The sequence below is a fragment of the Cobetia sp. MMG027 genome, assembly GCF_027947415.1.
Lineage (GTDB): Bacteria > Pseudomonadota > Gammaproteobacteria > Pseudomonadales > Halomonadaceae > Cobetia > Cobetia marina.
The window spans coordinates 39,749-63,804 of the sequence record NZ_JAQJIO010000008.1; the positions used below are offsets into that span (position 1 = coordinate 39,749).

Annotated in this window: 22 protein-coding genes; 14 read left to right on the forward strand and 8 right to left on the reverse strand. The window is 62.2% G+C overall.

Annotation, left to right across the window (positions count from 1 at the left end; all coding sequences use genetic code 11):
- The first annotated feature begins 40 nt into the window (after positions 1–40).
- On the forward strand, positions 41–493 hold the full coding sequence (locus tag PJK54_RS12230; RefSeq protein WP_077376692.1) for an Lrp/AsnC family transcriptional regulator: 453 nt from the start codon (positions 41–43) through the stop codon (positions 491–493).
- 20 nt (positions 494–513) lie between these two features.
- On the opposite strand, the gene PJK54_RS12235 is transcribed toward PJK54_RS12230, so the two are convergent.
- Entirely contained in the window at positions 514–1,461 is a 948-nt protein-coding gene (locus PJK54_RS12235) for a hypothetical protein (RefSeq protein ID WP_271302998.1), read from the reverse strand.
- 711 nt (positions 1,462–2,172) lie between these two features.
- Here PJK54_RS12235 and PJK54_RS12240 point away from each other — a divergent pair.
- The 6 genes from PJK54_RS12240 to PJK54_RS12265 all read left to right on the forward strand — a co-directional run bounded on the left by PJK54_RS12240 (position 2,173) and on the right by PJK54_RS12265 (position 9,465).
- Positions 2,173–3,264 carry a TRAP transporter substrate-binding protein gene (locus PJK54_RS12240; RefSeq protein ID WP_077376697.1) on the forward strand — a complete coding sequence of 364 codons (1,092 nt, stop codon included), beginning with the start codon at positions 2,173–2,175 and terminating at the stop codon, positions 3,262–3,264.
- Positions 3,265–3,402: 138 nt separating this feature from the next.
- The gene (locus PJK54_RS12245; RefSeq protein WP_084208754.1) at positions 3,403–3,945 is read left to right on the forward strand and encodes a TRAP transporter small permease subunit; all 543 of its coding nucleotides are present in this window, start codon (positions 3,403–3,405) and stop codon (positions 3,943–3,945) included.
- A complete protein-coding gene (locus tag PJK54_RS12250; RefSeq protein WP_136937865.1) occupies positions 3,942–5,270 on the forward strand; it encodes a TRAP transporter large permease in 1,329 nt (442 codons plus the stop codon). The genes PJK54_RS12245 and PJK54_RS12250 overlap by 4 nt, the downstream gene beginning before the upstream one ends.
- A 245-nt stretch (positions 5,271–5,515) precedes the next feature.
- Positions 5,516–6,355, forward strand: a complete 840-nt coding sequence (locus PJK54_RS12255; RefSeq protein ID WP_054556070.1) for a sulfite exporter TauE/SafE family protein — start codon at positions 5,516–5,518, stop codon at positions 6,353–6,355.
- A gap of 65 nt (positions 6,356–6,420) precedes the next feature.
- The gene (locus PJK54_RS12260; protein WP_271302999.1) at positions 6,421–8,121 is read left to right on the forward strand and encodes a gamma-glutamyltransferase family protein; all 1,701 of its coding nucleotides are present in this window, start codon (positions 6,421–6,423) and stop codon (positions 8,119–8,121) included.
- Between the two features lie 285 nt (positions 8,122–8,406).
- The gene (locus tag PJK54_RS12265) at positions 8,407–9,465 is read left to right on the forward strand and encodes a type II asparaginase (RefSeq protein ID WP_219815816.1); all 1,059 of its coding nucleotides are present in this window, start codon (positions 8,407–8,409) and stop codon (positions 9,463–9,465) included.
- Positions 9,466–9,562: 97 nt separating this feature from the next.
- Here PJK54_RS12265 and PJK54_RS12270 read toward each other — a convergent pair whose 3' ends face one another.
- Positions 9,563–10,225: an NADPH-dependent FMN reductase gene (locus tag PJK54_RS12270; protein WP_271303000.1), complete on the reverse strand. Its 663-nt coding sequence runs from the start codon at positions 10,223–10,225 to the stop codon at positions 9,563–9,565.
- A 673-nt stretch (positions 10,226–10,898) separates the two neighbouring features.
- Between PJK54_RS12270 and PJK54_RS12275 the strand changes: the two genes are divergently transcribed.
- From PJK54_RS12275 to PJK54_RS12295, 5 genes are all read left to right on the forward strand, one after another.
- A complete protein-coding gene (locus PJK54_RS12275; protein WP_271303001.1) occupies positions 10,899–11,618 on the forward strand; it encodes a hypothetical protein in 720 nt (239 codons plus the stop codon).
- Positions 11,619–11,815: 197 nt separating this feature from the next.
- Positions 11,816–12,235 (forward strand): hypothetical protein, encoded by a 420-nt coding sequence (locus tag PJK54_RS12280; protein WP_271303002.1) that lies wholly within the window; start codon positions 11,816–11,818, stop codon positions 12,233–12,235.
- A 25-nt stretch (positions 12,236–12,260) separates the two neighbouring features.
- Positions 12,261–12,470, forward strand: a complete 210-nt coding sequence (locus PJK54_RS12285) for a hypothetical protein (protein WP_191236953.1) — start codon at positions 12,261–12,263, stop codon at positions 12,468–12,470.
- A gap of 2 nt (positions 12,471–12,472) precedes the next feature.
- Positions 12,473–12,973: a superoxide dismutase, Ni gene (gene sodN / locus PJK54_RS12290; RefSeq protein WP_271303003.1), complete on the forward strand. Its 501-nt coding sequence runs from the start codon at positions 12,473–12,475 to the stop codon at positions 12,971–12,973.
- A 58-nt stretch (positions 12,974–13,031) separates the two neighbouring features.
- Complete coding sequence (locus PJK54_RS12295) at positions 13,032–13,328, forward strand: S26 family signal peptidase (protein ID WP_271303004.1); 297 nt, start codon at positions 13,032–13,034, stop codon at positions 13,326–13,328.
- Positions 13,329–13,385: 57 nt separating this feature from the next.
- Here the strand turns inward: PJK54_RS12295 and PJK54_RS12300 are convergent, their stop codons facing one another.
- The gene (locus PJK54_RS12300) at positions 13,386–15,482 is read right to left on the reverse strand and encodes an NADH:flavin oxidoreductase (protein ID WP_271303005.1); all 2,097 of its coding nucleotides are present in this window, start codon (positions 15,480–15,482) and stop codon (positions 13,386–13,388) included.
- Between the two features lie 268 nt (positions 15,483–15,750).
- Here PJK54_RS12300 and PJK54_RS12305 point away from each other — a divergent pair, with 268 nt between their 5' ends.
- A complete protein-coding gene (locus PJK54_RS12305; protein ID WP_271303006.1) occupies positions 15,751–16,395 on the forward strand; it encodes a TetR/AcrR family transcriptional regulator in 645 nt (214 codons plus the stop codon).
- A gap of 178 nt (positions 16,396–16,573) precedes the next feature.
- Here PJK54_RS12305 and PJK54_RS12310 read toward each other — a convergent pair whose 3' ends face one another.
- The 3 genes from PJK54_RS12310 to uraH all read right to left on the reverse strand — a co-directional run bounded on the left by PJK54_RS12310 (position 16,574) and on the right by uraH (position 20,364).
- On the reverse strand, positions 16,574–18,655 hold the full coding sequence (locus PJK54_RS12310) for a methyl-accepting chemotaxis protein (RefSeq protein WP_271303007.1): 2,082 nt from the start codon (positions 18,653–18,655) through the stop codon (positions 16,574–16,576).
- A gap of 95 nt (positions 18,656–18,750) precedes the next feature.
- Complete coding sequence (locus tag PJK54_RS12315; RefSeq protein WP_271303008.1) at positions 18,751–19,998, reverse strand: urate hydroxylase PuuD; 1,248 nt, start codon at positions 19,996–19,998, stop codon at positions 18,751–18,753.
- Positions 19,999–20,007: 9 nt separating this feature from the next.
- Entirely contained in the window at positions 20,008–20,364 is a 357-nt protein-coding gene (gene uraH / locus PJK54_RS12320; RefSeq protein ID WP_077377409.1) for a hydroxyisourate hydrolase, read from the reverse strand.
- A 293-nt stretch (positions 20,365–20,657) separates the two neighbouring features.
- On the opposite strand from uraH, the gene uraD reads away from it, so the two are divergent.
- The gene (uraD, locus tag PJK54_RS12325; RefSeq protein ID WP_170877430.1) at positions 20,658–21,191 is read left to right on the forward strand and encodes a 2-oxo-4-hydroxy-4-carboxy-5-ureidoimidazoline decarboxylase; all 534 of its coding nucleotides are present in this window, start codon (positions 20,658–20,660) and stop codon (positions 21,189–21,191) included.
- A 25-nt stretch (positions 21,192–21,216) separates the two neighbouring features.
- On the opposite strand, the gene PJK54_RS12330 is transcribed toward uraD, so the two are convergent.
- Complete coding sequence (locus tag PJK54_RS12330) at positions 21,217–22,551, reverse strand: allantoate amidohydrolase (protein ID WP_271303009.1); 1,335 nt, start codon at positions 22,549–22,551, stop codon at positions 21,217–21,219.
- Complete coding sequence (locus tag PJK54_RS12335) at positions 22,548–23,807, reverse strand: pyridoxal-phosphate-dependent aminotransferase family protein (protein ID WP_271303010.1); 1,260 nt, start codon at positions 23,805–23,807, stop codon at positions 22,548–22,550. The genes PJK54_RS12330 and PJK54_RS12335 overlap by 4 nt, the downstream gene beginning before the upstream one ends.
- Positions 23,808–24,056 lie beyond the last annotated feature (249 nt).

The following is a 24,056-nucleotide window of genomic DNA, read 5'->3' on the forward strand; positions in this document are numbered from 1 at the left end:
ATGCGTACCACCACCACAAAGACCGTCGAGACCCTGGCCCATGAACCTCAACCGCACCGACAGCGAACTGCTCAACCTGCTGATCAAGGACGGCCGCATGTCCTATGCCGACATCGCCCGCAAGCTGGGCATCTCGCGTGCTCACGCCCGCTCACGCGTCCAGGCATTGGTCGAGAGTGGCGTGATCGAGCAGTTCACCGCCGTCATCAACCCGGACAAGCTCGGCAAGGGCATCTCCACCTTCGTGGACCTGACCGTCGCGCCCAGCGCCATCGAGCGCATCGCCGAGGAGCTTTCCGCCTGTGTCGAGGTGGTCAGCCTCTACATCATGAGCGACCTGAAAAGCCTGCACATCCACACCCTCACCGACAGCTACGAAGCCTTCGACAGCTTCGTGCGCGAACATATCTTCAATCGTGACGAGATACTCTCCGTCGACTGCAAGTCGCTGATGACACGCGTCAAGCATCGTCGTGGTGGCGCACGGCTATAAGCACGCGCTGGGGTCGCAAATCAGTGCATGCGACCCAACCCACGCAGCAAGCGCATGGTGACCCACAGAAAGCCCAACGGAAACAGCACCGTCTGGGTGATGAACAGCATGGTGAGGTCGATCACCTTGTCGGTCATGGCATCAAAGCCCTCGGTGACACTGGTGATCGGCCCGCCGACCCAGCCTTCCATGCTGCCCTTGAACTGCTGCCACCAGCTGCGTTCCTCGTGCTCGCCTCCCACCTGCTTGTCCGCCACTTCCGCCAGCTGCTGCTGCGTCACGCTCAGCTGCGCCATCTGCGCATCTCGGCTGTCATCGAGAAAGGCCTGGCCTGCCACACCACTGGCCAGCGCGACACTGAGCACGGCAAAGCGCAGCGCGATGCCCCATAGCGCCAGGCGCACGAGTGCCTGCTGCCAACAGGAAGGGGCGCGCCCGGCTTCGCTGTCTGCCCGCCTGCCCTCGGCCAGCAGGCCGAACACCGCCAGCAGGCAGGCCACGGTGGTCATGCTCTTGATGATCACGGAACCGGAGATGCCCAGCAGCAATTTCTGCAGCGCCAATGAGCCGGTCGCCGCGAACATCACCCACGAGAAGCGCTCGATCATGTCATTGGCGGGGTCCAGCGCCTCCCCGGGCGAGACCTGAAATACCTGCAGATCGATGGTCGAGGACTGCAGCACCGAGATGGTCGCGTTCAGGCCCTTGGCGATGGCGAAGGCGCTGAAGGCCTGCCCCAGGGTGGCATCGATGACATCGCGTGCCCACTGCTGGGGCAACTCCCACCAGGCAAGCACTGCCATTACCAGCAGGATGGCGATCAGGAAGGCCCGGGGTATCCGCGCGTCAGTGGGTGCGCCGGGGGCGGCAGGCAGGCGCACGCCAGCATGTTTCGCGAAAGGCGTGGAGGAGACGGCAGACGTGGCCGGCGTGGGAGAAGCGGAATCGTCAGAATCATGAGGTGACATGCAAGGCTCCAACAGGGCAAAGCCGCATGATGCCACCGGGCTTGCTGACTGTCGTCATCGCCTGGCAATCACCGGCCCCGTTCATGTCCCTGTCGGCTTTCTCCACCCAGCTCTCTCTTCTCCCTGCCCCCCGTCCCTATCAGCCCACGCACCGCTCAGCCTTCTCGTGCCAAGCCCTTTCCTGACAGCCTCGCTCAGAGGTAATGCACCGCGATGACTCAAGCGCACCGTAATGCGGCAAGCATAACAATTGGTCATCACCACCCCACATTCGCGAGCCAGATGTCACCTTCCGTAATGCTATCGATGAACAAATGCCGCGATTGGCGTCATCTTCTGACATTTGTCAGGCACTGAACTCCGCACATCAGCGGCTCCACGGTCTCACATGTGCAACTGGGGATGCGCATGCGCGCATTCTCAACGGAAAACAGCGCCCTCTGCCTGTACATATTTCATTGAAATAATTGGAAAAATTTCTCAGGCGGCGAAATGGCACACGGCTTGCAGAGTCATCCTCGTAGCGCGATGACAAATGACAGCCTCAAAACTGACAAATGAAAGACATCGCTACTCAAGAGCATGCAGAAACACCGACACAACAAGATCGCTGACCTCGATGTCAGCACGCCGTACAGGCTCCCCTTGCCGCATCCGCACATCCACCGCCGCAGGGGCACTACTGGTCATCCGTCCGCAGGAGAACCTCCCATGACATTCGATCGTCGCAAGTTCCTGGGTGCCGCTCTGGCAACCTCAACCGCTGGACTCGTGATGGGTGCGCCCGCCATCGTGCGCGCGGAATCCAGCAAGACCTATCAATGGAAGATGACCAATGCCTACGGCCCGGGATCGCCCTTCTATGTCGAGGGCCCCGGTAGCCCGACCGACTTCTGCCGCAAGGTGGAAGCCATGTCGGGCGGGCGCATGAAGATCCAGCACTTTGCGGCCGGTGAGCTGATTCCGGCACTGGAAGGCTTCAATGCCGTCGCCAGTGGCGTGGTGGAGATGAACGCCGGCAATGCCTATTTCTGGGCCGGCAAGATTCCCGCTGCCCAGTACTTCACTACCGTCCCCTTCGGCATGAATACCCAGGGCATGAATGCCTGGCTGTATCACGGTGGCGGCCTGGAGCTGTGGCATGAGCTGTACGCCCCCAAGGGACTGATCGCTTTCCCGATGGGCAATACCGGCGTGCAGATGACCGGCTGGTTCCGCAAGCCGATCAACACGGTGGAGGACTTGAAAGGCCTGAAGATGCGTATCCCGGGGCTTGCCGGCAAGGTCTATGCCGAGCTGGGCGTCGCCGTGCGCCTGTTGCCGGGCGGCGAGATATTCCCGGCGCTGGAACGCGGTGTCATCGATGCCGCCGAATTCGTCGGGCCCTATCAGGACCGCCGTCTGGGGCTTCAGAAGGCTGCCAAGTACTACTACACCACCGGCTGGCATGAGCCGACCAATGTGACCGAGCTGATGATCAACAAGGCCGCCTGGGAGAGTCTGCCGGAAGACCTGCAGGCCATCGTCAAGGCCGCCGCTCAGGCGTGCAATGTCGAGAGCCAGGCCTGGTGTGAGTCGGTGAACGCCGAAGCGCTCAATGATCTGGTGGAAAACGAGGGCGTCACCGCTCAGCCGTTGCCCGATTCCGTGGTGGCGCGCCTGAAGGAAGTCACCGAGAAGACGCTGACCGACATGGCGGCCGCCGATCCGGACACCGCACGTGTGCACGAGTCGTTCATGGCCTTCCGCGATCAACACAAGGAATGGGCCGCCGTCAGCGAGAAGACCTTCCTGGCACTCTGACGGCTGACATCGAACCTCCCCCGTGGCGGTACCTGTGGCTCACGCCCCCAGTGCCAGAACGGATCACCGCTGGTGTCATCCCTGCTCCCCCTGTCTACGCCACGGCCTGTCCCGTCGTGGCGTTCGTGAGGTCATGTCATGCTGCATGTCATCCACTGTCTCGAGGGCATCATCGAGCGGCTGGGCATCATTGCCCGTTACTCGCTGTTGGCACTCGTGGTGCTGGTCGCCAGTAACGTGCTGTTGCGTTACTTCTTCAGCATCAGTCCCGTGCCACTCCAGGAATTCGAGTGGCACCTGATTTCCCCCATCGCGCTGCTGGGCATTTCCTATGCCCTCAAGCATCGCGCCGACGTTCGCGTCGATGTCTTCTATGATCGATTTTCCCCCAAGGGGCGTGCGCTGGTGGATCTGCTCGGCGCACTGATGACCATCGCCATCGGCACGGCCATTGCCTGGCTCGGCCTGAGCTATACCGAGCAGTCGTATCAACTGATGGAAGGCTCACCCGACCCCGGCGGCCTGCCCTATCGCTACCTGCTCAAGGCCTTCATCCCCATCGGTTTCGCCGCGCTTGCCCTGCAGGGCGTCGCGGATTGCCTGCGCGCCTTGCTGACATTGACGAACCGCATGCCCGACGCCTCTTCCACCACGTCATCCAACACCAAGGTGCCTTCATGAGTCCGAATGAGTGGATTGCCCTCAGCATGATCGGCGGCTTCCTGATCCTGATGCTGATCGGGATTCCGGTCGCGATCTCATTGGCGGTGGCCGGTTTCGTGGCGGGTCTGGCAGGCTTCGGCCCGCTGCTGTTCAGCCTGATGCCGGCACGTCTCTATGGTGTGGTCACCAATTACACGTTGCTGGCGATACCGCTGTTCGTGTTCATGGGGGTCATGCTCGAGAAATCGCGGGTCGCCGAGGACATGCTCGAGACCATCGGGCGCGCCATGGGCGGCGTCAACGGCGGCATGGGCATCGCGATCATTCTGGTCGGCGTGCTGATGGGCGCCTCCACCGGGATCGTCGGTGCGACTGTGGTCACCGTCGGCATGCTGACATTGCCGACCCTGCTGCGCCGCGGCTATCACCCAGGCGTGGCCTCGGCCACCATCTGCGCCTCAGGCACCCTGGGGCAGATCATTCCGCCGAGCCTCGTGTTGATCCTGCTGTCGGAGATTCTCGGCGAGTCCGTCGGCACCCTGTTCGCCGCCGCCTTCGTGCCGGGCCTGGCGATTGCGGTCATCTACATCGTCTACCTGCTGGTGCTGGGCTGGTGGAAGCCGGAACTCGTCCCGGCCATTCCGGAAGAGGAGCGCGCCGCCGCTGGCGGCATGAAGGAATTGCTGAGGGATCTGGCGCGCAGCGTGATTCCGCCGCTGATGCTGGTCTTCGCGGTACTGGGCTCGATTCTGGGTGGCGTGGCCGCCCCCACCGAGGCGGCCTCGATGGGCGCACTGGGCAGTCTCGTGATCGCACTGCTGGCGCGGCGCCTCGATTTCCCGATGCTCAAGGCTTGCCTGCACTCGACCCTGACCATCACCGCCATGGTCTATTTCATCCTGTTGTGCGCGCAGCCGTTCTCACTGGCCTTCCGCGGCCTTGGCGGCGAGAACATGGTGCATGACCTGTTCAATCTGCTGCCGGGGGGAGAACTGGGCGCTCTCATCTTCCTGATGGTGATACTGTTCGTGCTCGGCTTTTTCCTGGAGTGGATCGAGATCAGCTATATCGCACTGCCGATGTTCCTGCCGGTCTTCATCGGCTATGGCACCGACATGGTATGGCTGGGCGTACTGGTGGCGATGAATCTGCAGATGTCATTCCTGACGCCTCCCTTCGGCTGGGCATTGTTCTTCCTCAAGGGGGTCGCGCCACCGGAAGTCACGACACGCCACCTGTATCTCGGCGTACTCCCCTTCGTGGGACTGCAGGCCATGGCCGTCGTACTGCTGTTCTGCTTCCCGGGTCTTGCCACCTGGCTGCCGGACGCCATCGGTTGGTAACCCGGTCACGATGGCCAGCCTGACAGGCGACTTGACACCACCAACGGGGCCTGGCCATCACAAGGGCATTGAAAAGATAATTCAGCAACGCGTAATGTCTTGGCTCGCCAACCCGCTCGCACCCCCTCGGAGACAGCGCGAGAGAAAGCGCTCCAGGGAGATGCCTCGACTGCCGATGTCGTCTGTCGGCAACTTTCACCAGCAATGAATGACCCCGCGCCATACGGGTACTACAAGGAAACACCATGGAACTGTTCTCAGCCTATCCACTGCACTGGATTCTCGGTCTGATCGCCGCACTCATCGTCACCGGCATGATTGCCGGCGTGATGGCCGGCTTGCTGGGGGTCGGCGGCGGTATCGTCATCGTGCCCGTGCTCTTTCACCTCTTCAGCCTGCTGGGTGTCGATGAGGCGGTCCGCATGCACCAGGCGGTCGGCACCTCGCTTGCGACCATCATTCCCACCTCGATCATGTCGGCCAGGGCCCACTACGCCAAGGGCAATCTTGACCCGGCGATACTCAAGCGTCTGCTGCCGGGCGTGATCATCGGCGTCATCATCGGCGGCCTGCTGTCCAACCTGTTCAGCGGCGCGGTCCTGATGGGGCTGTTCGCCACCGTCGCCTTCCTCGTGGCGCTCAACATGTTCCGTCGTCAGTCCACAGTGCTGGGCACTGGCCTGCCGGGCCCGCTGGGCAGTGGTGCGCTGGGTACCTTCATCGGTGGCGTCTCGACCCTGATGGGCATCGGCGGCGGCACCCTGAGCGTGCCGACCCTCAGCACCTTGGGCACTCCGATGCACCTGGCCGTGGGCACGGGCGCAGCGCTCGGGCTGGTGATTAGCCTGCCGGGCACCGCCAGCTTCCTGCTCAATGGCATCGGGGAGCCGAACCTGCTGCCGGGCTCCATCGGCTACGTCAATCTGCTCGGTTTCGCCGCCATCGTGCCTGCGACCATGCTGTGTGCGCCGATCGGTGCCAAGCTGGCCCATGCGATGGATGCCGCCAAGCTCAAGAAGGTCTTCGCCATCTTCCTGATGTTCACGGCACTGCGCATGTTCTACGACCTGTTCACCGGCAGCTGATCTCCGCCCTCCGCGCACTGACAACGGCGCAATAACAACAACGACATTCACAGGAGCAAGACGCCATGATGCATACCCGACGAGGATTCGGCGGGGCCTGCGCTGCCCCCCATCATCTGGCAGCAGAGGCCGGCCGTGACGTCCTGCGTGACGGCGGCAATGCCATCGAGGCGATGGTCGCGATGGCCGCGACCATCGCCGTGGTCTATCCGCACATGAATGGTATCGGCGGCGATGGCTTCTGGCTGATCAAGCGACCCGGTCTCGCCCCCATCGCGATCGATGCCTGTGGGCCGGCCGCGGCGCTGGCCAGCCGAGCGTTCTACGCCGCGCAAGGCTACGGTGTCGCCGATGACGAGACAGGCGCTCCCCTGGTGAATGGCGACAGCATCCCCACCCGTGGGCCGCTGTCCGCCTTGACGGTGGCCGGGACCATCGGCGGCTGGCAGGAGGCACTGGCCTTCTCGGCAGACACCTCCGACGCCGAGCGCGCGCCATTGCCACTCGCGACGCTGTTGCGACAGGCCATCCGGCATGCCAATGACGGGGTCGCGGTCAGCGCCAGCCAGCAAGCATTGAGCGAGAAGCACCTGGCCGTGCTATCACGGCAACCCGGGTTTGCGCAGCGCTATCTGGGTCAGAGCGAGTCAGGGGAGCCGATGGCGCTCGAGGAAGGCGCCCGCCTGCGTCAGCCGGCACTTGCCATGACCCTCGCCCGCCTGGCGGATGCCGGGCTGGACGATTTCTACCGAGGCGAGCTGGCGGCGCACATGGCGCAGGAACTGCAGTCCGCCGGCAGTCCGCTGCGCCTGGAGGACCTCAACGGCTATCGCGCCCAACGCGTCACCCCGCTCAAGGTATGCCTGCGCGACAGTGAGGTGTACAACCTACCCGCCCCGACCCAGGGTCTGGCGACATTGATGATTCTGGGGCTCTACGATGAATTGAGCGCCAGGCACGGCATCAGCGAAGCGGAGGGCAATACACCGCGTCACCTGCATGCGCTGATCGAGGCCACCAAGCGTGCCTTCCTGGTGCGCGACAGCCTGATCACCTCACCAGACTGCCTCGAGGGCGGGCTGGAAAGCGGCATCGCGACGCAACAGGCACATCTTTCACAGGATGCCCTGACTCAGCAGGCGGCAATGATCGACATGCAGGCCGCCCTGGAATGGCCCTACGAGCCCGCCGAGGGCGACACCATCTGGATGGGCGCCACGGACAGCGAGGGCACTACCGTCAGCTTCATCCAGAGCGTCTACTGGGAGTTCGGCAGTGGCATGGTACTGCCGAGCAGTGGCGTGATGTGGCAGAACCGCGGACTGGCGTTCGATCTGGCGCCCGACAGACTGCGCAGCCTGGCGCCGGGCCGCAAGCCCTTCCACACCCTCAATCCCTCACTGGCCTGCTTCGATGATGGCCGCGTGATGGCCTTCGGCACCATGGGCGGTGAAGGCCAGCCGCAGACTCAGGCCGCTGTCTTCACTCGCATCGCCCGTCACGGTATGTCATTGCAGGCCGCGATCAGTGCTCCACGCTGGCTGCTGGGCCGCACCTGGGGCGATGTCAGCACCAGCCTCAAGCTCGAATCGCGCCTTGAGGGTGACATGGCGGAGGCACTCAGGGAGCTGGGGCATGAAGTAGAAGTGCTGGAAGACGCCTACAGCGATACGCTGGGTCACGCCGGTGCGGTGATGCGTCACCCCGATGGCCAAGTCGAGGCGGCACACGATCCGCGCAGTGATGGTGGTGCAGCGCTGACCTGATGAAATCCGGCCAGCTCAGCGTCACGAGCTGGCCGGGATATTGCTGCCCAGATTGATGCTGGCAATAGTACGGTTCTACCCCCTCCCTCCCCCCGGCAGACCCCGGGGGGGGCAGGGATGAGACCTCGTCATGACATGAAACTTTCCTTATTCATGATTGAGGAAACCATGAGACAAACCGCCTGCCTCTGCACAGACGCATCGGATGTTCATTGGCCAGCACGGTATCGACAGGCCATTGGCATCGATAACTCCGACAACAACGACAAAGAGCGACTCACCACAATGACCACAGCTTCCTTCATGACTCCTCGCCGCCTTGTAGCTGCCATCTCGATCGCCGCCTGTTCACTGGCCTATGGCATTCAGGCCAATGCGGCGGATCACCCGGGCGTCAAGATCTACGCGACCGGCGGCACGATAGCGGGCAGTTCAGCCTCCTCCACGGACACCACCAACTACAAATCCGGCAGCATCGGCGTGCAGGCACTGCTGGATGCCGTACCGGAACTGGCAGACGTGGCAGAGGTGACGGGCGAGCAGATCGCCAATACCGGCAGCAGCAACATCGATCAGGAAATCCTGCTAAAGCTGTCGAAATCGATCAATGAGGCGCTGGCCACCGATGCCACACATGGCGTGGTGATCACGCATGGGACCGATACGCTGGAGGAGACCGGCTTCTTCCTGGATCTCACGGTCGAAAGCGACAAACCGGTGGTGATGGTGGGTGCCATGCGTCCGGCGACCGCCATCAGTGCCGATGGCCCCTTCAATCTGCTGGAGGCGGTCACGTTGGCCGCCGATGAAGGCGCGGAGGGTCGTGGGGCGATGATCGTGCTCAACGACCGCATCGGTTCGGCGTATTACACCACCAAGACCAATGCCATCATGATGGACACCTTCAAGGCGACCGAGCAGGGCTATCTGGGTGCCTTCATCAGCGGCAAGCCGCACTTCTACTACACACCGGCGACCCCGACCGACAAGCCACACTTTGACGTGACGTCCCTCGATGGCCTGCCAAAGGTCGATATCATCTACGCCCATCAGGACATGGACCCGGCGCTGTTCACCGCTGCACTCGACAATGGCGCCAAGGGTATCGTGATAGCCGGCAGCGGCAATGGCTCCATTCCGGACACTCTGAAGCCATTGGTGAAGCAGGCGATGGAAGAGGGTCTGCCAGTCGTTCGCAGCACGCGTACCGGCAACGGCATCGTGACGGCCAAGGAAGAAGGTATCGGCAGCGGCGCACTCAACCCTCAGAAAGCGCGCATTCTGCTCTCGCTGGCGCTGACCGAAACCGATGACATGGACACCTTGCGCGCCTACTTCGAGTAAGCCATCCACCAGATGGCATGACGCGGCGTGAGAGTGACCCGCAAAGCAACAAGGGACTGCCACGGCAGTCCCTTGTTGCTTTTCCACACTCAGTGATTCATTCAGGCGCGTTGCGCTGCGAGGGGCTGCGCGTGAAGGCGCCGGGGCGCTTCTCACCGTCTTCGCTCTCGTGATAACGCTTGGCGGCATTCGCCCACCAGGCAAGTTGTTCGAAGGCCCGCTCGAGATAACCGCTCCATTTCTGGGCATCTTGAGTCTCGGTGTAACTGCCATCCTCATCGAGCACGTCCTGGGCCCGGGGCACGTGGATCATCGCCGAGACCGGCAGACAGCCCAGCTCCGAGAGGAAGGTGCGCATGTTGACCGCCGCCCGCACGCCGCCCCACTGGCCTGCGGAATAGGTCGCGATCACCGACGGCTTGTAGGAGTAGAGCGAGCTGCCGAAGTGATTCAGGAGATTCGCCAGTGCCGGACTCATGGAATGGTTGTACTCGGGGCTGACCATCACATAGCCATCCGCCGACTCAATTTCCTGGGCGAGTGTCAGCAAATCCTGCGGGGCATTGCGTTGTGCATAGGAAAACAGCGGCTTGAAGGGGTCCGAGAGGTCATAATCCAGAGGGTCGATCAACACCGCTTCATGACCACTTTCCTCAAGCTTGGCCATGCAACATCTGGCGACCCGCTCTCCCAGACGTGCGGGGGATGGGGGTGAACTTGTCCGTACCGACCCCAGAAAGACCAGAATCTTGAGCGCCATTGTCAACTCCTTCAAGTGTGTCATGTAAGGTGATTCTGGCAGCGCATCACCCCTGAATCACGCATTCCCATCATGCTCCATTGCCATCTCGGCCGATTGGCAGATTGACCGCCCCCCTTCGTGGCATCTCGTGATCGGAAGCGACACATCAGACTCGATGTCTTCGCCATTTTGGCCCGTCACCCAGGGCTAACCTCGCGAACTCGTGATCCCTTTCGACGAATTCCTCAATAAGAAACGATACGCCATATCACCGTTTCCTCAGCACATCTCCGCCAGCAATGAGCCTTGGGTAGCGTTATGGCATATTCGAGGTTGCACCATTTCCTTGCTGACGATGGACGACGATCCCCCCGCCACTGGCAAGGCGGAAAGATGGCTCACGATGGATGACTGCGTCCGCCGAACCACCCAGAATCATGCCATCAACCCAATTTTTGCGACATTTTTGCCAATGATATCGCCAAATATCCGACCATGCCCTCTTCGCGCTTCAGTCCTGGCGTGATCCCGCAGGGCAAAGTCTCGCGCAGACCGACAACCGGCTTCCCCCATCATGAACCTGTCATGGCGACGCAACAAACATGCACTAAAACTAATAAAGCGCTAGCTTTACCATCCCACAAGCATGAGATATCTCATCCACCTCAGGAAACGAGGAGTCAGCAAGGGAATGAAAGACAGTCACGACGTCGCCGTCATCACGCAGTTCACCTCTTCTTTCACGCATCAGACCCATCGAGAGACGGTGTCATTCTTCGGTCGTCGCCATCCACTCTTTCAGCAGGTCCTCAAGCTGCGTGACCAACACCATGGTGTCGCCAAGGCATATCTCAAGAAGCACACGGACCACGATGACGTGATCGACAGCAACAGTCAGCACATCTGCCTGATGGACACACAGCACGATACCTTGTTGGGCAGCATTCGCATCACACCTGGCGGTCTCGAGTCGCGCACCCTCTTTGACGACAGTGATGTCGTTTCCATCCCAGAAGGTGCCATCTATGAATTCAGCCGTCTGGTGATGGCCCCGGAGGCCAAACGTTTCGCCCATGGCAATCTGTTGATGGCAGCAGCGGCACGCCATGTGAAATCCAGAAATGGTGATGGGATTCTGGCGTTGTGCAAGCGCGCCAACATGAAGATCTTCAAGCGCTTCGGTCTGTTGCCGCTTCACGATGCCACGCTAAGGACAGCCAAGCATCTGGGAGAGCTCTACATGGTCTACGCCAGCATGGAGACCATCATGCACACGGCCAGACAGCGCTATGCCTCAGCCCCGACAGCGCCGCTGACACCTGAATGTCCGACACCCTCTGCCTCACCCGGATCTGATGGCGGCAGCGACCGTCTTCCCCAATCGTCCTCGGCGACTGCCAGTCGTCAATGAGCCCTCCCATTCAAGCTCGGTGCTTCGCTGACATCACCTGCCTGGCCCTGCCAGCCTGAGACGTATCACAGGACGTCTCTGACGGATTCTCCCTGAGCCCTTGCAGCAGTCGAGATATTGTACCACCATTGAATGATAATGATTATCATAATCATAAAGATTGGCATGCTGACGACACCTGGTCACAGGAGGGCCTCATGGACCAATGGAAGCGTGAAACCCGCTCAGGCAATGCGTTGTTCGAACAGGGCGACTACGTCATGGCAGAGCAGCACTATCTCAGTGCCTGCCACCTGGCAGACATCTTTCTGATGCCCGGTGCAGACCCGGAAGGCGGCGTCGCGGCGCTGGTGGTGAGCTATCAGAACCTGGCGGAGCTCTATCGCGCCCAAGGGCAGCACCCGCAGGCGATGAGCGCCCTGCAGGCTGCCCATGCCCGCCTCTCCCATGTGCTTTCCGCCCCGGGCCTGTGCCATGCCCACCAGCAAGCCTTGCTGCGCGGCAGTGGCCAGGTGCGAATGGACATCATGAATACCGTGCAATGGCTGGGCGTCTCTCGTCAGCGGACTTATCGGCCAACCCCCGCGCGTCATGCGGCGACGCGGGTCCATCACTGATCCTCACCCCCACAGGAGATATGGCATGAAGAACCCCCTCATCGCGAGTGGACTGCTGCTGTTGACCGCCGCCAATACGGCACTGGCCCACCCGGGACATGACCACAGTGACTGGAGCAGCCCCCTCGTTCACACCCTGTTCTATGGCGCCATCGCAGCCGTCATCGGAACCGCGTTCTTTGTCATTCGTCAGTCACGTCACAAACGTCACAACACTCAGCAAAAGGAGGATTGAACATGCTTCATGCCCTGCTCCGCACCGTTGACCGACTGGTCTCTCTCCCTGCGGCCTCCGCGCACTGTGATATCCCCTGCAAGATCTATGACCCGTCCGCTGCACAGATCGCCGCACTCAGCGTGATCCGCTTCATGGACCTCATCAATGAGCTGGGCCAGAAGGACAGCCTGACGCTGGCAGACCAGGCCTTGCTCGCCCGTCTGGTGGAGCAGAAGGAAAGCCACGCCGAGAAAGCCAAGCATGAGATCCGCATCATCTGGGGCGACTACAACAAGCAGTCACAGCGTGATGCCTACCCAGACATCGATGCACTGGTCCACAGCATCATGCTGGCCGGCTCTGCCTGCAAACAGGGCATCGAGCGCGACAAGGGCGAGAAACTGCTGACCCTCATCAATGAATTCGCCGCGGCGTTCTGGGATACCAAGGGACTCACCACCTTTATCGCCACCTGCCCGTATCCGCCGTCTGAAACTGTCGTCTATCCGAAGCTGGATTGAGGCAACGACATGACGCGCCAAAGAACTGATGAAGAGTGAATTGATCACGAGTGAACGGATGCCCATTGGACTCTATCGCGTCAATGGACTCAGCATGTCTCCCGGCCTTGCGCCGGGAGATTATGTCGTCACGCTGAAACGCTGGAAATCGCGCTATCGCGTCGGGGATATCGTGGTGGCACGGCACCCCCACTTCGGCCGCATCATCAAGCGCATACGTGAGATACAACCAGACGGCATGCTCTGGCTGGAAGGTACCCATCCTGACAGTACCTCTACTGAAAAGATGGGCTTGCTGTCTTGTCGACGGGTCAAAGGGCGAGTGATCCACACCTTCTCTCAAGACAATACGTGAGCCTTTCTTTGTCCCTTGCCATGGCTCCCCGGTGATATCCCACCTCTCTTCTCACCCTCACACCACCTTCATCAGCCTCAGCGCGTCATAGATTGCCGCGTGGGTATTGCGGGTCGCGACGGCGTCGCCGATGCGGTAGAGCTGGAACTTGCCGTCTGCTGAGCGCTCGGTGTGCTCTGGACTTGGGCCGTCTGCAGGCTGGGCGAGTCCTTCGATCAAGGCGTCATAGTCCACTGCCCCGCCATTGCGCGAGTGGGGTTTGAGTTCGAAGTAGAGATCTTCCATCGGGCGGGCGCCGTAGTTGACGACTACCTGATCGACGATTCGCTGATCCGCGTAGGCACCGGTGCCCTTGCCTTGCGCTACGGCGTCATCCAGATAATCACTGCCGATCTGGGCGATCAACTGGCCCTCCTCATCGCGCGTGACACCGCCGAGGCGATAGGTCGGCGTGAAGGTGACGGCGAGACGTTGCAGGCTGCGCATATAAGGCACCAGGTTCATGGCCATGATTTCCGGCGCGAAGGTGCGATCTGGCGTCATCATCTCGAGCCTGGCTCCGGTGTTGGCGATCATCTCGGCGGCCTGGAGTGCGGCGTGGTCTCCCGCATCATCAAACAGCAGCACGTTGCGACCAGGCGTGACATGGCCGGAGAGGATGTCCCAGCTGGAGACGACCAGCTCACTGCCGACCTGCGGTATGTCTTCCTCGGGGTAGCCGCCCGTGGCGACGATGACCACATCCGGCTGCTCCGCCAGCACGTCATCGGCCTCGGCGAAGACGTTGTAGCGAATCTCGACGCCCAGCGCCTCGCAGCGACTGATGCGCCAATCGATGATGCCGATCATCTCGCGACGCCGCTCGCTCTGTGCGGTCAGGCGGATCTGGCCACCGGGTTGATCCGCCGCTTCCAGCACCACCACCTGATGGCCGCGCTCACCGGCGACACGTGCCGCCTCAAGCCCTGCCGGCCCCGCCCCGATGATCACTACCTTTCTGGCGACCTCGGCCGGTGCGATGTCATGCGGCTGCTCCAGCTCACGCCCGGTGGCGGCGTTGTGGATGCAGTAGGCCGATCCGCCCTGATAGATGCGATCGAGACAATAGTTGGCCCCGACACAGGGGCGAATATCCTCTTCCTTGCCGGCCAACAGCTTGCGCACGATATGCGGGTCCGCCATGTGGGCACGCGTCATGCCGACCATGTCAACCTTACCGGTGGCGATGGCATGGCGCGCGGTGGCGATGTCCTGAATCTTGGCACCATGGAAGGTCGGGAAATCCATCGCCTCACGAATCTGTCCGGCAAAGTCGAGATGCGGCGCACTGGCCATGCCCTGAATCGGGATGACATCGGTGAGCCCTGCATCAGTATCGATATGGCCGCGTACCACATTGAGAAAATCCACCTGTCCGCTATCGCGCAGCAGGCGCGAGACCGCAAGGCCATCACTGGCATCCAGGCCGCCACTCAGGCATTCATCCCCGGTGTAGCGCACCCCGACGATGAACTCGTTGCCCACCCGGGCACGAATCGCGCTCAACACTTCCATGGTGAAGCGCAGTCGATTTTCGAGACTGCCGCCGTAGGGCCCCTCCAGGGTGTTGGTCAGTGGAGACCAGAACTGATCCATCAGATGCCCGTAGGCCTGCAGCTCAATACCATCAAGACCCGCCGCTTTCATGCGTTCTGCGGCGTCCGCATAGTCCTGGATCAGGCGCGTGATGTCCCAGTCCTCGACCCGCTTGGGAAAGGCGCGATGAGCCGCCTCGCGACGATGCGACGCCGACACGGCAGGTAGCCAGTCGGCCTTGTCCCAACGCGTTCGACGCCCCAGATGGGTGAGCTGGATCATCACTGCGGTACCGTGCTCATGGCAGGCATCGGTCAGCTCGCTCAGCCAGGGCACCACCTCATCACGCCAGGCGAGAATATTGTTGAATACCGGCGGACTATCCCGGGCGACCGAGGCGGAGCCTGCTGTCATGGTCAAGGCGATACCGGCGCGCGCACGCTCCTCGTGATAGGCGCGATAACGTGCCTTGGGCATGCCATCTTCGGGATAGGCGGGCTCGTGGGAGGTCATCATCAAGCGATTCTTGAGGGTGAGGTGCTTGAGCGTGAACGGTGTGAGCAGCGGATCCTGAGCCATGCGGCCTCCTGAATGTCAGGTCATGAGACATCACAAACAGAGATGCCTTGATCGTGTACACATGTGTACATGAGCTGACTATAGCCCTAGAATCCAGATCGTGCGTCGCTGGAAATGGCATTCTTGTCCCGCTGGCGCAGACAGAATCATCACTGTCGCAAACAGCATGCTCGAGCCACGCCACTCCCCCCGTACTGGTGTCACGCTTGGATCTTCGAGACCCCGACGACTGCATCCCCCGCCTGTCAGCCCCTTCAGGAGCCCGCCCATGTCAGAGACCACCGCCACACGACCCGAGAGTGCGAGCGCCAGAACGGAAGGACGTGGCAAGGCCGAGGATTGGCTGGAGGCCGCCTATCAGCAGCTGTTGCTCGGAGGCGTGGACTCGGTACGCGTTCTGACACTGGCCAAGACATTGGGGCTGTCTCGCACCAGTTTCTATTGGAGCTTCAAGGACCGCGATGCCCTGCTCGCCGCCTTGCTCGCCCGTTGGGATGCCCACAATACCGCCAGGCTGATCGGACGCTGCGAGCAATACGCCGCCACGGTGGTGGAGGCCATGCTCAATGTCTTCGACTGCTGGCTGGATGAGTCGCTGTTCGACTCTCGCTTCGAGCTGGCGATCCGCAACTGGGGCTTGCAGAACGAGGACGTTGCCGCCGTCGTCGACCAGGCGGATCAGACACGCATTCAGGCACTGACCGCGATGCTGATGCGTCATGGCCAGTCTGAATCCCAGGCCGATGTCCGAGCACGCACCATCTACCTGACCCAGATCGGCTACCTTTCGATGCGCACCCGGGAAAGCGTCGCGGAGCGCATCGGGCGCGTCGCTGACTATGTGGAAATCTTCGTGGGTGAACCCTGCCAGCCACATGAACTGGCGCGCTTCGCGGCGCGCCATCCAGGCTGAAGGCGTGTCCACCGCGCGCTTGATACGCAGCAGGCCCCCATCGACACATCGTCGATGGGGGCCTGCTAAACGTGCCATGGCGTCGCGGATTGTCCCTCTCGCCCGAGGTGCGCCTATCCGGTTCTCGAGTCAGTCCTCGAGACAGTTCTCGAGTCAGGCGATGATGCCCAGGGCCGGTTCAGAAGGCCTCCCATTCCTCTTCCTCACGCAATCGCGAATCACGCGGCGACTGCGTTGCCCGATGGAACGCCGCACTCTCCTGTCGGGGAGAAGCGTTTGCATCAGACATGTGCGGGTTCGCCCCATCATGCCCGCCAGCCACCTTGAAGCCTGACATCAACGACTCCAGCGACTGTGCCTGGGCACTCATGCTGCGCGCCGCGCCACTGACCTGATTGACCAAGGTGGTGTTCTGCTGGGTCATCGCATCCAGCTCGCTGACCGCCGTATTCACCTGACCGACCCCGGCACTCTGTTCACGGGCACCGGCACTGATCTCGGCGATCATGTCGTTAACACGCTCGACGCTCGACAGAATCTCGGCCATCGCATGACTGGCGTCCTTCACCTGTGCCACACCCTGCTGCGTGTGGGAGATGGACTCATCGATCAGACCGCGAATCTCACGAGAGGCATCGCTGGAGCGTGTCGCCAGCGTTCGCACTTCCTGGGCCACCACCGCGAAGCCACGCCCATGCTCGCCGGCCCGCGCAGCCTCCACCGACGCATTGAGCGCCAGGATATTGGTCTGGAAGGCGATGCCGTCGATCAGGCTGATGATCTCGTTGATGCGTTCGGCAGAGCGATTGATGTCTTCCATGCTCGCCTGCGCCTTGTTCATGTCCTCGTTGCCACGGCGCGCCTGTTCCGAGGTCGAGTTGACCAGCTGGCTGGCCTGCTGAGCGGAATCGGCACTGTGCTGCACGGTCGTGGTGATCTCCTCCATCGAGGCGGAGGTTTCCTGCAGACTCGACGCCGACTGCTCGGTGCGGGCCGACAGCTCCTCGTTGCCCTGGGCGATCTCCCCGGCGGCCTGATTGACGGAAACGGTGGTCGTCCGGACCTGACCGACCACGCGGCTCAGGTCCTCACCGATACTGTTCATGGCGTCCGTCAGCTTGCCGATCTCGTCCTGACGCTGGCTCGTGATGCGCTGGGAAAGATCCCCACGCGCCAGTGCCTGAGCTAGTTTGACCAGGGCATCGAGCGGGCGACTGATCAAGCGACGCTCAAGGAAATAGAGTATGGCGGCCACCGAGAGCGCCAGCAGCAACGCCAGGCCGAAGACCTGATTGCGAAGACGGGTGATGCCAGCGGTCACCTCGTTCTCGTCGATGGTGGTGGCCACGACCCAGTTCCATGCCGGGTAGTGCTGGAAGCGAGTGATGCGTGAGCTGTCCTCGCCTGCCAGGCGATATTCAAACTGGCCACTATCGGCGGCAAACAGCGGCGCCATGGCCGACCGGCCCGCCTCATCCTTGAAGTCCGTCAATGAACGGCCCTGCCACGGCCCCTCGGTCAATACCAGCCCACGTTGCTCAGCCGCCGTGCTGGCCACCAGACTGAAATCCTTGTCATGCAACTGGATACTGGTGATGGTGGCGTAAAGCTCATCGATCTGCGCTCCGATATCCACTCCGATGAAGGAGGCTCCGATGACGTTGTCATTGAAGTCGGTGATCGGGCGATAGCGCGTCATGTAGTGATGGCCGGCGAGATAGAGCATGCCGGTATAGGGCTGGCCGGCATTCAGTGCTTCCTTGACCCCACCACTCAGCGTCAGCCCGAGCAGGCTCGAGCCATCCTCGGTCTTGAGCGTGGTGGCAATGCGCACGAAATCATCACCATCACGCACGAAGAAACTGACCGGGGCTCCGGTGCGCTTGGCAAAATCGGCCAGATAGCCGGATTGATCATTGAGCATGAAACCGGCATTGAGCAGCGCCGGTGCATCTCGCTGACCGATCGGCAGGCGGCGTGTCTCTATCCGCGTGAAATTGTCCGGGATGGTGGCCAGGAAGGCATTGAGCATGCGCGTCACGCTGGCCTGCATGGTGGTATCGAACAGTTCAATGGTATTGGTGATCTGTTGCTGCTGCTGGGCAAGGGCACGTTCCGTGCCCTCTTCCACCTGATGCTTGCTGGCGGTGGAGAACACCAGTCCCAGCACGATGAAGGCCACCATCATCAATCCCAGCACCAGCAAGGCCAACTTGCTGCCGACGCTGGCGCGGGCCAGTCGCCTTCTTGTTGTCATCATTGCGCGCGATTCCGATCCGTGAGTGAAGTATCACGACTATCGGCCGAACGCCCCACAACTGTAGCGATGACATGCATGACTGACCCGGCACTCTCTCAGCGTGTCGCCTGCCACCAGTCGTCCAGCATCTGACGCTCGGCATCGGTCATCTGGGTCATGTTGGCCAGCGGCATGCTCTTGTCGACCACCGTGCGCTGGTGGATGCGCAGTGCCTGACGCTGGATGTCCTCCCAGCCATTGAAGGCGACCCCTGCGGCCGGCGCGGTAAGCCCGATCAACGTCGGCGAATCACTGTGACAGCCGGCGCAGCGTTGCTCGACGATATGGCGGACCTTCTCGCGCAGAGCCTCATTCTCTCCCATCACCGCATTGTCAGCGGTGTTGCTGGCCGCCACGGACGGTGAAGACGCGGCGTTTCCGGCCGTTGCCGGAGCGGGCTGAGCGCGTGGTGCACACAGCACGATCACGCCGATCAGCGCCGCTACGGCTCCCACCGGTACCCAACGTCGCTTGACGCCCTTGTGGTGATCCACCGTGGCGATGCGAATCAGCCCCCCCGTCACCAGCAGCAGCAGGATGACGCCGAGACGATAGTCATTGGCGTACAGCAGCGGGTAATGGTTGCTGATCATCATCAGGACCGCCGGCAGCGTGATGAAGGTGTTGTGCACCGAGCGCTGCTTGGCGCGCTGACCGTGGATCGGGTCCGGGGTCTCGCCACGCTGCGCGGCGGCAAGCAGCGCCTTCTGACCCGGGATGATCACGTTGAAGACATTGCCCGCCATGATGCTGCCCATCAGCGCGCCCATCAGCAGGAAGGCAGCACGCCCGGAGAACAGCTCCGTCGCGAACCAGGCCGCCAGCGTCAACCAGACACCGACCGCGACGAACAGCGCCGCAGCGCTGCGCTTGAGGGGGCTGCGACACAGCGCCTCGTAGCCCAGCCAGCCTGCGAGGAGCAGTCCCAGTGCGCTACCGACGGCCATGCTGCCGCTCATCTCGAACACGCGCGGATCAATCAGATAGGCCTGCGGCTGCAGCAGGTAGATCAGCGTGAACAGCCCCATCCCGGACAGCCAGGTGACGTAGGCCTCCCACTTGAACCAGTGGATCTCGCTGGGCAGCGTCTCACTGACGCCGTCATGGCGAAACAGATGGTAGAGGCCACCGCCGTGCACTGCCCAGAGCTCGCCCCCCGGACGACCATCGAGGGCATGACGGGCAGGCTCGCGGCGATTGTCGAGCCAGATGAAGAAGAACGAGGCGCCAATCCAGGCGATACCCGCCATGACATGCAGCCAACGTGTCAGCAGCATTGCCCAATCGAGGAGATATGCGCTCATGCCGGCTCCTTAGCTGCCGCGGTAGACGCTGTAGGCCCACGGAGTGACCAGCAGCGGAATGTGATAGTGGCCGTTGGCCTCCAGCGTGAACTCGACCGGCACCCGCCCGAGCATGCCCTTGCCCACCGGACGCCCGGCAAAGTAGTCCCCTATCTGGAACGTCAAGCGGTAGACGCCGGAGTGATCGTCGTCACTCGATGGCGCGTTCTCCAGCAATGGCGCCTCGACACGGCCATCCTGATTGGTGATGCTTCGGGCAATCTGCTGGAAGTTGCCCTGCGCATCCTGGCGCTCCAGGAGAATGGTGACGCCACTGGCGGCGATGCCTTCAGCCTGGTTGAGCACATGCGTGGTAAGTCTGGGCACGGTCATTTCCTTGTGATGGGTAGCGTGTGACATTGACGCGTTGTCCGTGATGCAGCCGCTGATCCGATCAATGATGCATGGCGCTCGGCATGTCACGGCTCAGGGCTTTGGTGGCATTGCACCGCAGGAGTGCACTCGCCTAATCTGACCTGACGGTCAAGGTGCAGGGGACACGTCTCCCCGGCAGACGCACTGCCTCAAGGGCGAGTCCCGGCTTGTCTGGCGGCGGCATGTGCCTTGCAAGCAATGGATTCTTCACGTCTTTTTATCTTTTCTTCTCTGGAGCAAGGCACATGCCAATCGAAACCCCGATGGAATATCTGGCAATGCTGGACACCCTCAACGCCCTGCCACCAGAAGCGCTTGCTCGTCGCTTGAGCGGCCTCTATGAGCACTCCGACTGGGTAGTGGAACGCGCCGCTGCAGAGCGCCCCTTTGCCAGTACCGAAGCCCTGCTGAGCGCCTGTGCCGAGGCGGTACGCCGAGCAAGCGAGACCGAGCGCCGCCAGTTGATCGACGCCCACCCGGAATTGGCTGCCGGCAAGCTTGAGAGTCTGACGCCCGCCTCTCAAGGCGAACAGCGTGGCGCGGGGCTGGACCAGCTCGATGACGCCACCCGCGAACGCTTCCTCAAGGCCAACGCCGACTATCAGGCCCGTCACGGAATCCCCTTCATCATCTGCGTGAAGGGCCATAGCGCCTCAAGCATCCTCGCCGAACTGGAACGACGCCTGCCGCAATCCACCGAGACGGAATTTCAGGAAGCCCTGAATCAGATCGATGCCATTGCCGCAGTGCGACTGCCGGGCCTGCTGGACGCGAGCTAGGCAGCCGCCTTCTGGCCGCCGATGATCAACACGAATATCTGGCGGCCACTGCCTCGATGCTGGCAATCAAGGCCGCCAGTGCTCTGGCGACATCCGCCTCCGTCACCGCCTCCGCAGGGTGGTGACTGATCCCCCGCTCACAGCGCAGGAACAGCATGCCCACCGGGCACAGGTGACTCACCGCCATGGCGTCATGGCCGGCACCGCTGGGCAGCCGGAAAGGCGCCTGTCCGGTAGCGGCGATACCGAGATCCACTGCCTGCATCAACCCTTCATCACAGGCGACGGCATTCGCGGCGTGGGTCTGCTCGCAACGGAAGGTGACGCCGCGACGCTCGGCGATCTGATGGGCCTGTTGCAGCAGCTCCTCCAACGCCCGGTCACGTTGTGCATCGTCCAGGGCACGGATATCCAGACTCAACGCCGCGGCGCCGGGAATGACATTCACCGCACCGGGACGCAACTCGCAACACCCCACGGTGGCCATCAGTGAGTGATCCGGCATGTCAGCGCGCTTGCCTGTCTGGACCTCACGTGCCAGGGTCTCGACGGCCAGAGTCCACTCTGCCGCGGCACACAGCGCATCCTGACGCAGTGCCATCGGTGTGGTGCCGGCATGGCCGGCCTGACCGGCGAAGTTGACGGCAAAACGACGCGCGCCAGCGATACCCGTCACGGTACCCAGTGCCAGATTCTCGGCTTCCAGCACCGGCCCCTGCTCGATGTGCACTTCCAGATAGCCCAGCGGCGGAGTCGCTTGCAGGCTGGCACTGGCCGCCGATTGCCCCGAGAGCCCGAAGGCGGTCAGCGCCTCCCCCAGGCTGATACCCTCCTCATCTTCCAGAAGCTCCCATCCCGGTTGCCAGCTGCCCGCGATGGCATGGCTGCCGAGCAGGGTCGCGCCGAAGCGCGTGCCTTCCTCATCGCCAAAGCCGACCACCTCGAGCGCAAACGGCAAGCCGGCACCCTCCCGTTCAGCACGCTGCTGGAAGTGGGTCAGCGCCGCGACGCCCAGAAGCACGCCCAGAATCCCGTCATAACGACCGGCGTCCGGTACGCTGTCCAGATGGGAGCCGATCACCAGCCGCGGCGCCTCGCTCTCGCTGGAGAGCGTTTCCGGGCACCATCGCCCCCACTGATTGCCCGCCCCGTCCTGCCAGCTGTGAAGTCCTGCCGCCTTGAGCCAGGCCGCCGTGGTGGCATTGGCCGCCGCATGCTCAGGCGTCAGATAACGGCGATCGATCCCGCTGTCACTGCGTGAAATCGCCGCCAGGGCATCACAGGCTGCCAGCACGTCCGCCGCCGTTTCCAGTGGGGCGATGCCCGCTGTCGTGCGCGCTCGGGACACATCAATGGTCATGGCCGCTCTCCCGCCGGCTGGTCCTGATGCTCTTGATAAAAGTCCAGCGCCGCGCCGACACCACCGCCGGCGACACACTGGACGCCACCGCGTCGCAGAGTCTGCTCCAGCGCCGCCAGCGTGGTGAGTACCGTGTCGCGACGCGCGTTGTAGCCCATCACGCCGAGGCGCCAGACCTTGCCGTGCAGCGGCCCGAAGCTGGTGCCTATCTCGATGCCGAAATCCTCCAGCATGCTGCGACGCAACCCCTCGCCATCCAGGCCATCCGGAATCCTCACCGCGCTGACGTTGTTCATGCGATGTGCCTGGTCACCGAACAGCGCAAGCCCCAGCCCCTTGAGTCCCTCGACCATCGCCTGACCGTGCAACGCATGTCGCGCGATGGCGTTGTCCATGCCCTCGTTGACCAGCAGTCGCGCACACTCGCGCGCGCCATACAGCATGCTGGTGGCCTCCGTGTGGTGATTGAGGCGCAGCGCTCCCCAGTAATCGAGCACCATGGAAAGATCGAAATAGTTGGAGCGAATACGCGCGCCCGGCTCCGCCAGTCGATCGTCCCCACTGCTGATCCCGGCCTCGACGTGCCGGCGTGCATGCACCACCTCCACCGCACGCGGCGACAGCGTCAGCGGCGAACTGCCAGACGGACCGGCGAGACATTTCTGCAGGCCTGCGGTGACGGCATCCAGCCCCCACTCGTCCGTCTTGAGCGGATTGCCCGCCAGCGAGGCCGTGGCATCGCTGTAGAACAGCACGCCTTCACGGCGACAGATGGCACCGATCTCATCGAGCGGTTGGCACATGGTGGTCGAGGTATCGCCCTGTACCAGCGCGAGAAGCGTTGGCTGCACCTCGCGAATGGCGGCTTCGATCTGCTCGGGACGAAAGACCTCGCCCCACTCACATTCCAGCGTGTGCACCTGGGCACCACAGCGCTCGGCAATCTCGCGCAGCAGATGACCGAAACGGCCGAAGATCGGCACCAGTACACGCTCCCCCGGCTGGATCAACGAGACCAGCACCGCCTCGATCCCGGCCCGTGATGTGCCATCGATCAACAGGGTCGCCGCGTTCCGGGTCTCGAAGACGCCGCGATAGAGCTGCATCGTCTCGTTCATGTAATGCGTCATCGCGGGGTCGTACTGGCCGATCAATGGCGCTGACAGCGCACGCAACACACGTGGGTCCGCGTTGATCGGGCCCGGGCCCATCAGGAGGCGCTGCGGGGGATGAATCTGGTCAGGAATCGGGGTCACGTTCGCTCCTTGTGCATCAGGGCATTGAATGCGGGAAGGTTCGGCGGCTTGCCGAACGCCATGACCAGACTACTGCAACAAGTGCGCCAGAAATCAAAAAATGAAACGGATGTTGAATCCTCAGATCCCACCGGCCTGTCCTGACGAAGCCCCGGTCAGACACGTCATGCCGACCAGGGGGCAGGCTCTCCGCTACTGGCCGGGGCTGGCCGGGTCTTCGTCAGGGCCCCAAGCGGGATGCTTCAGGAA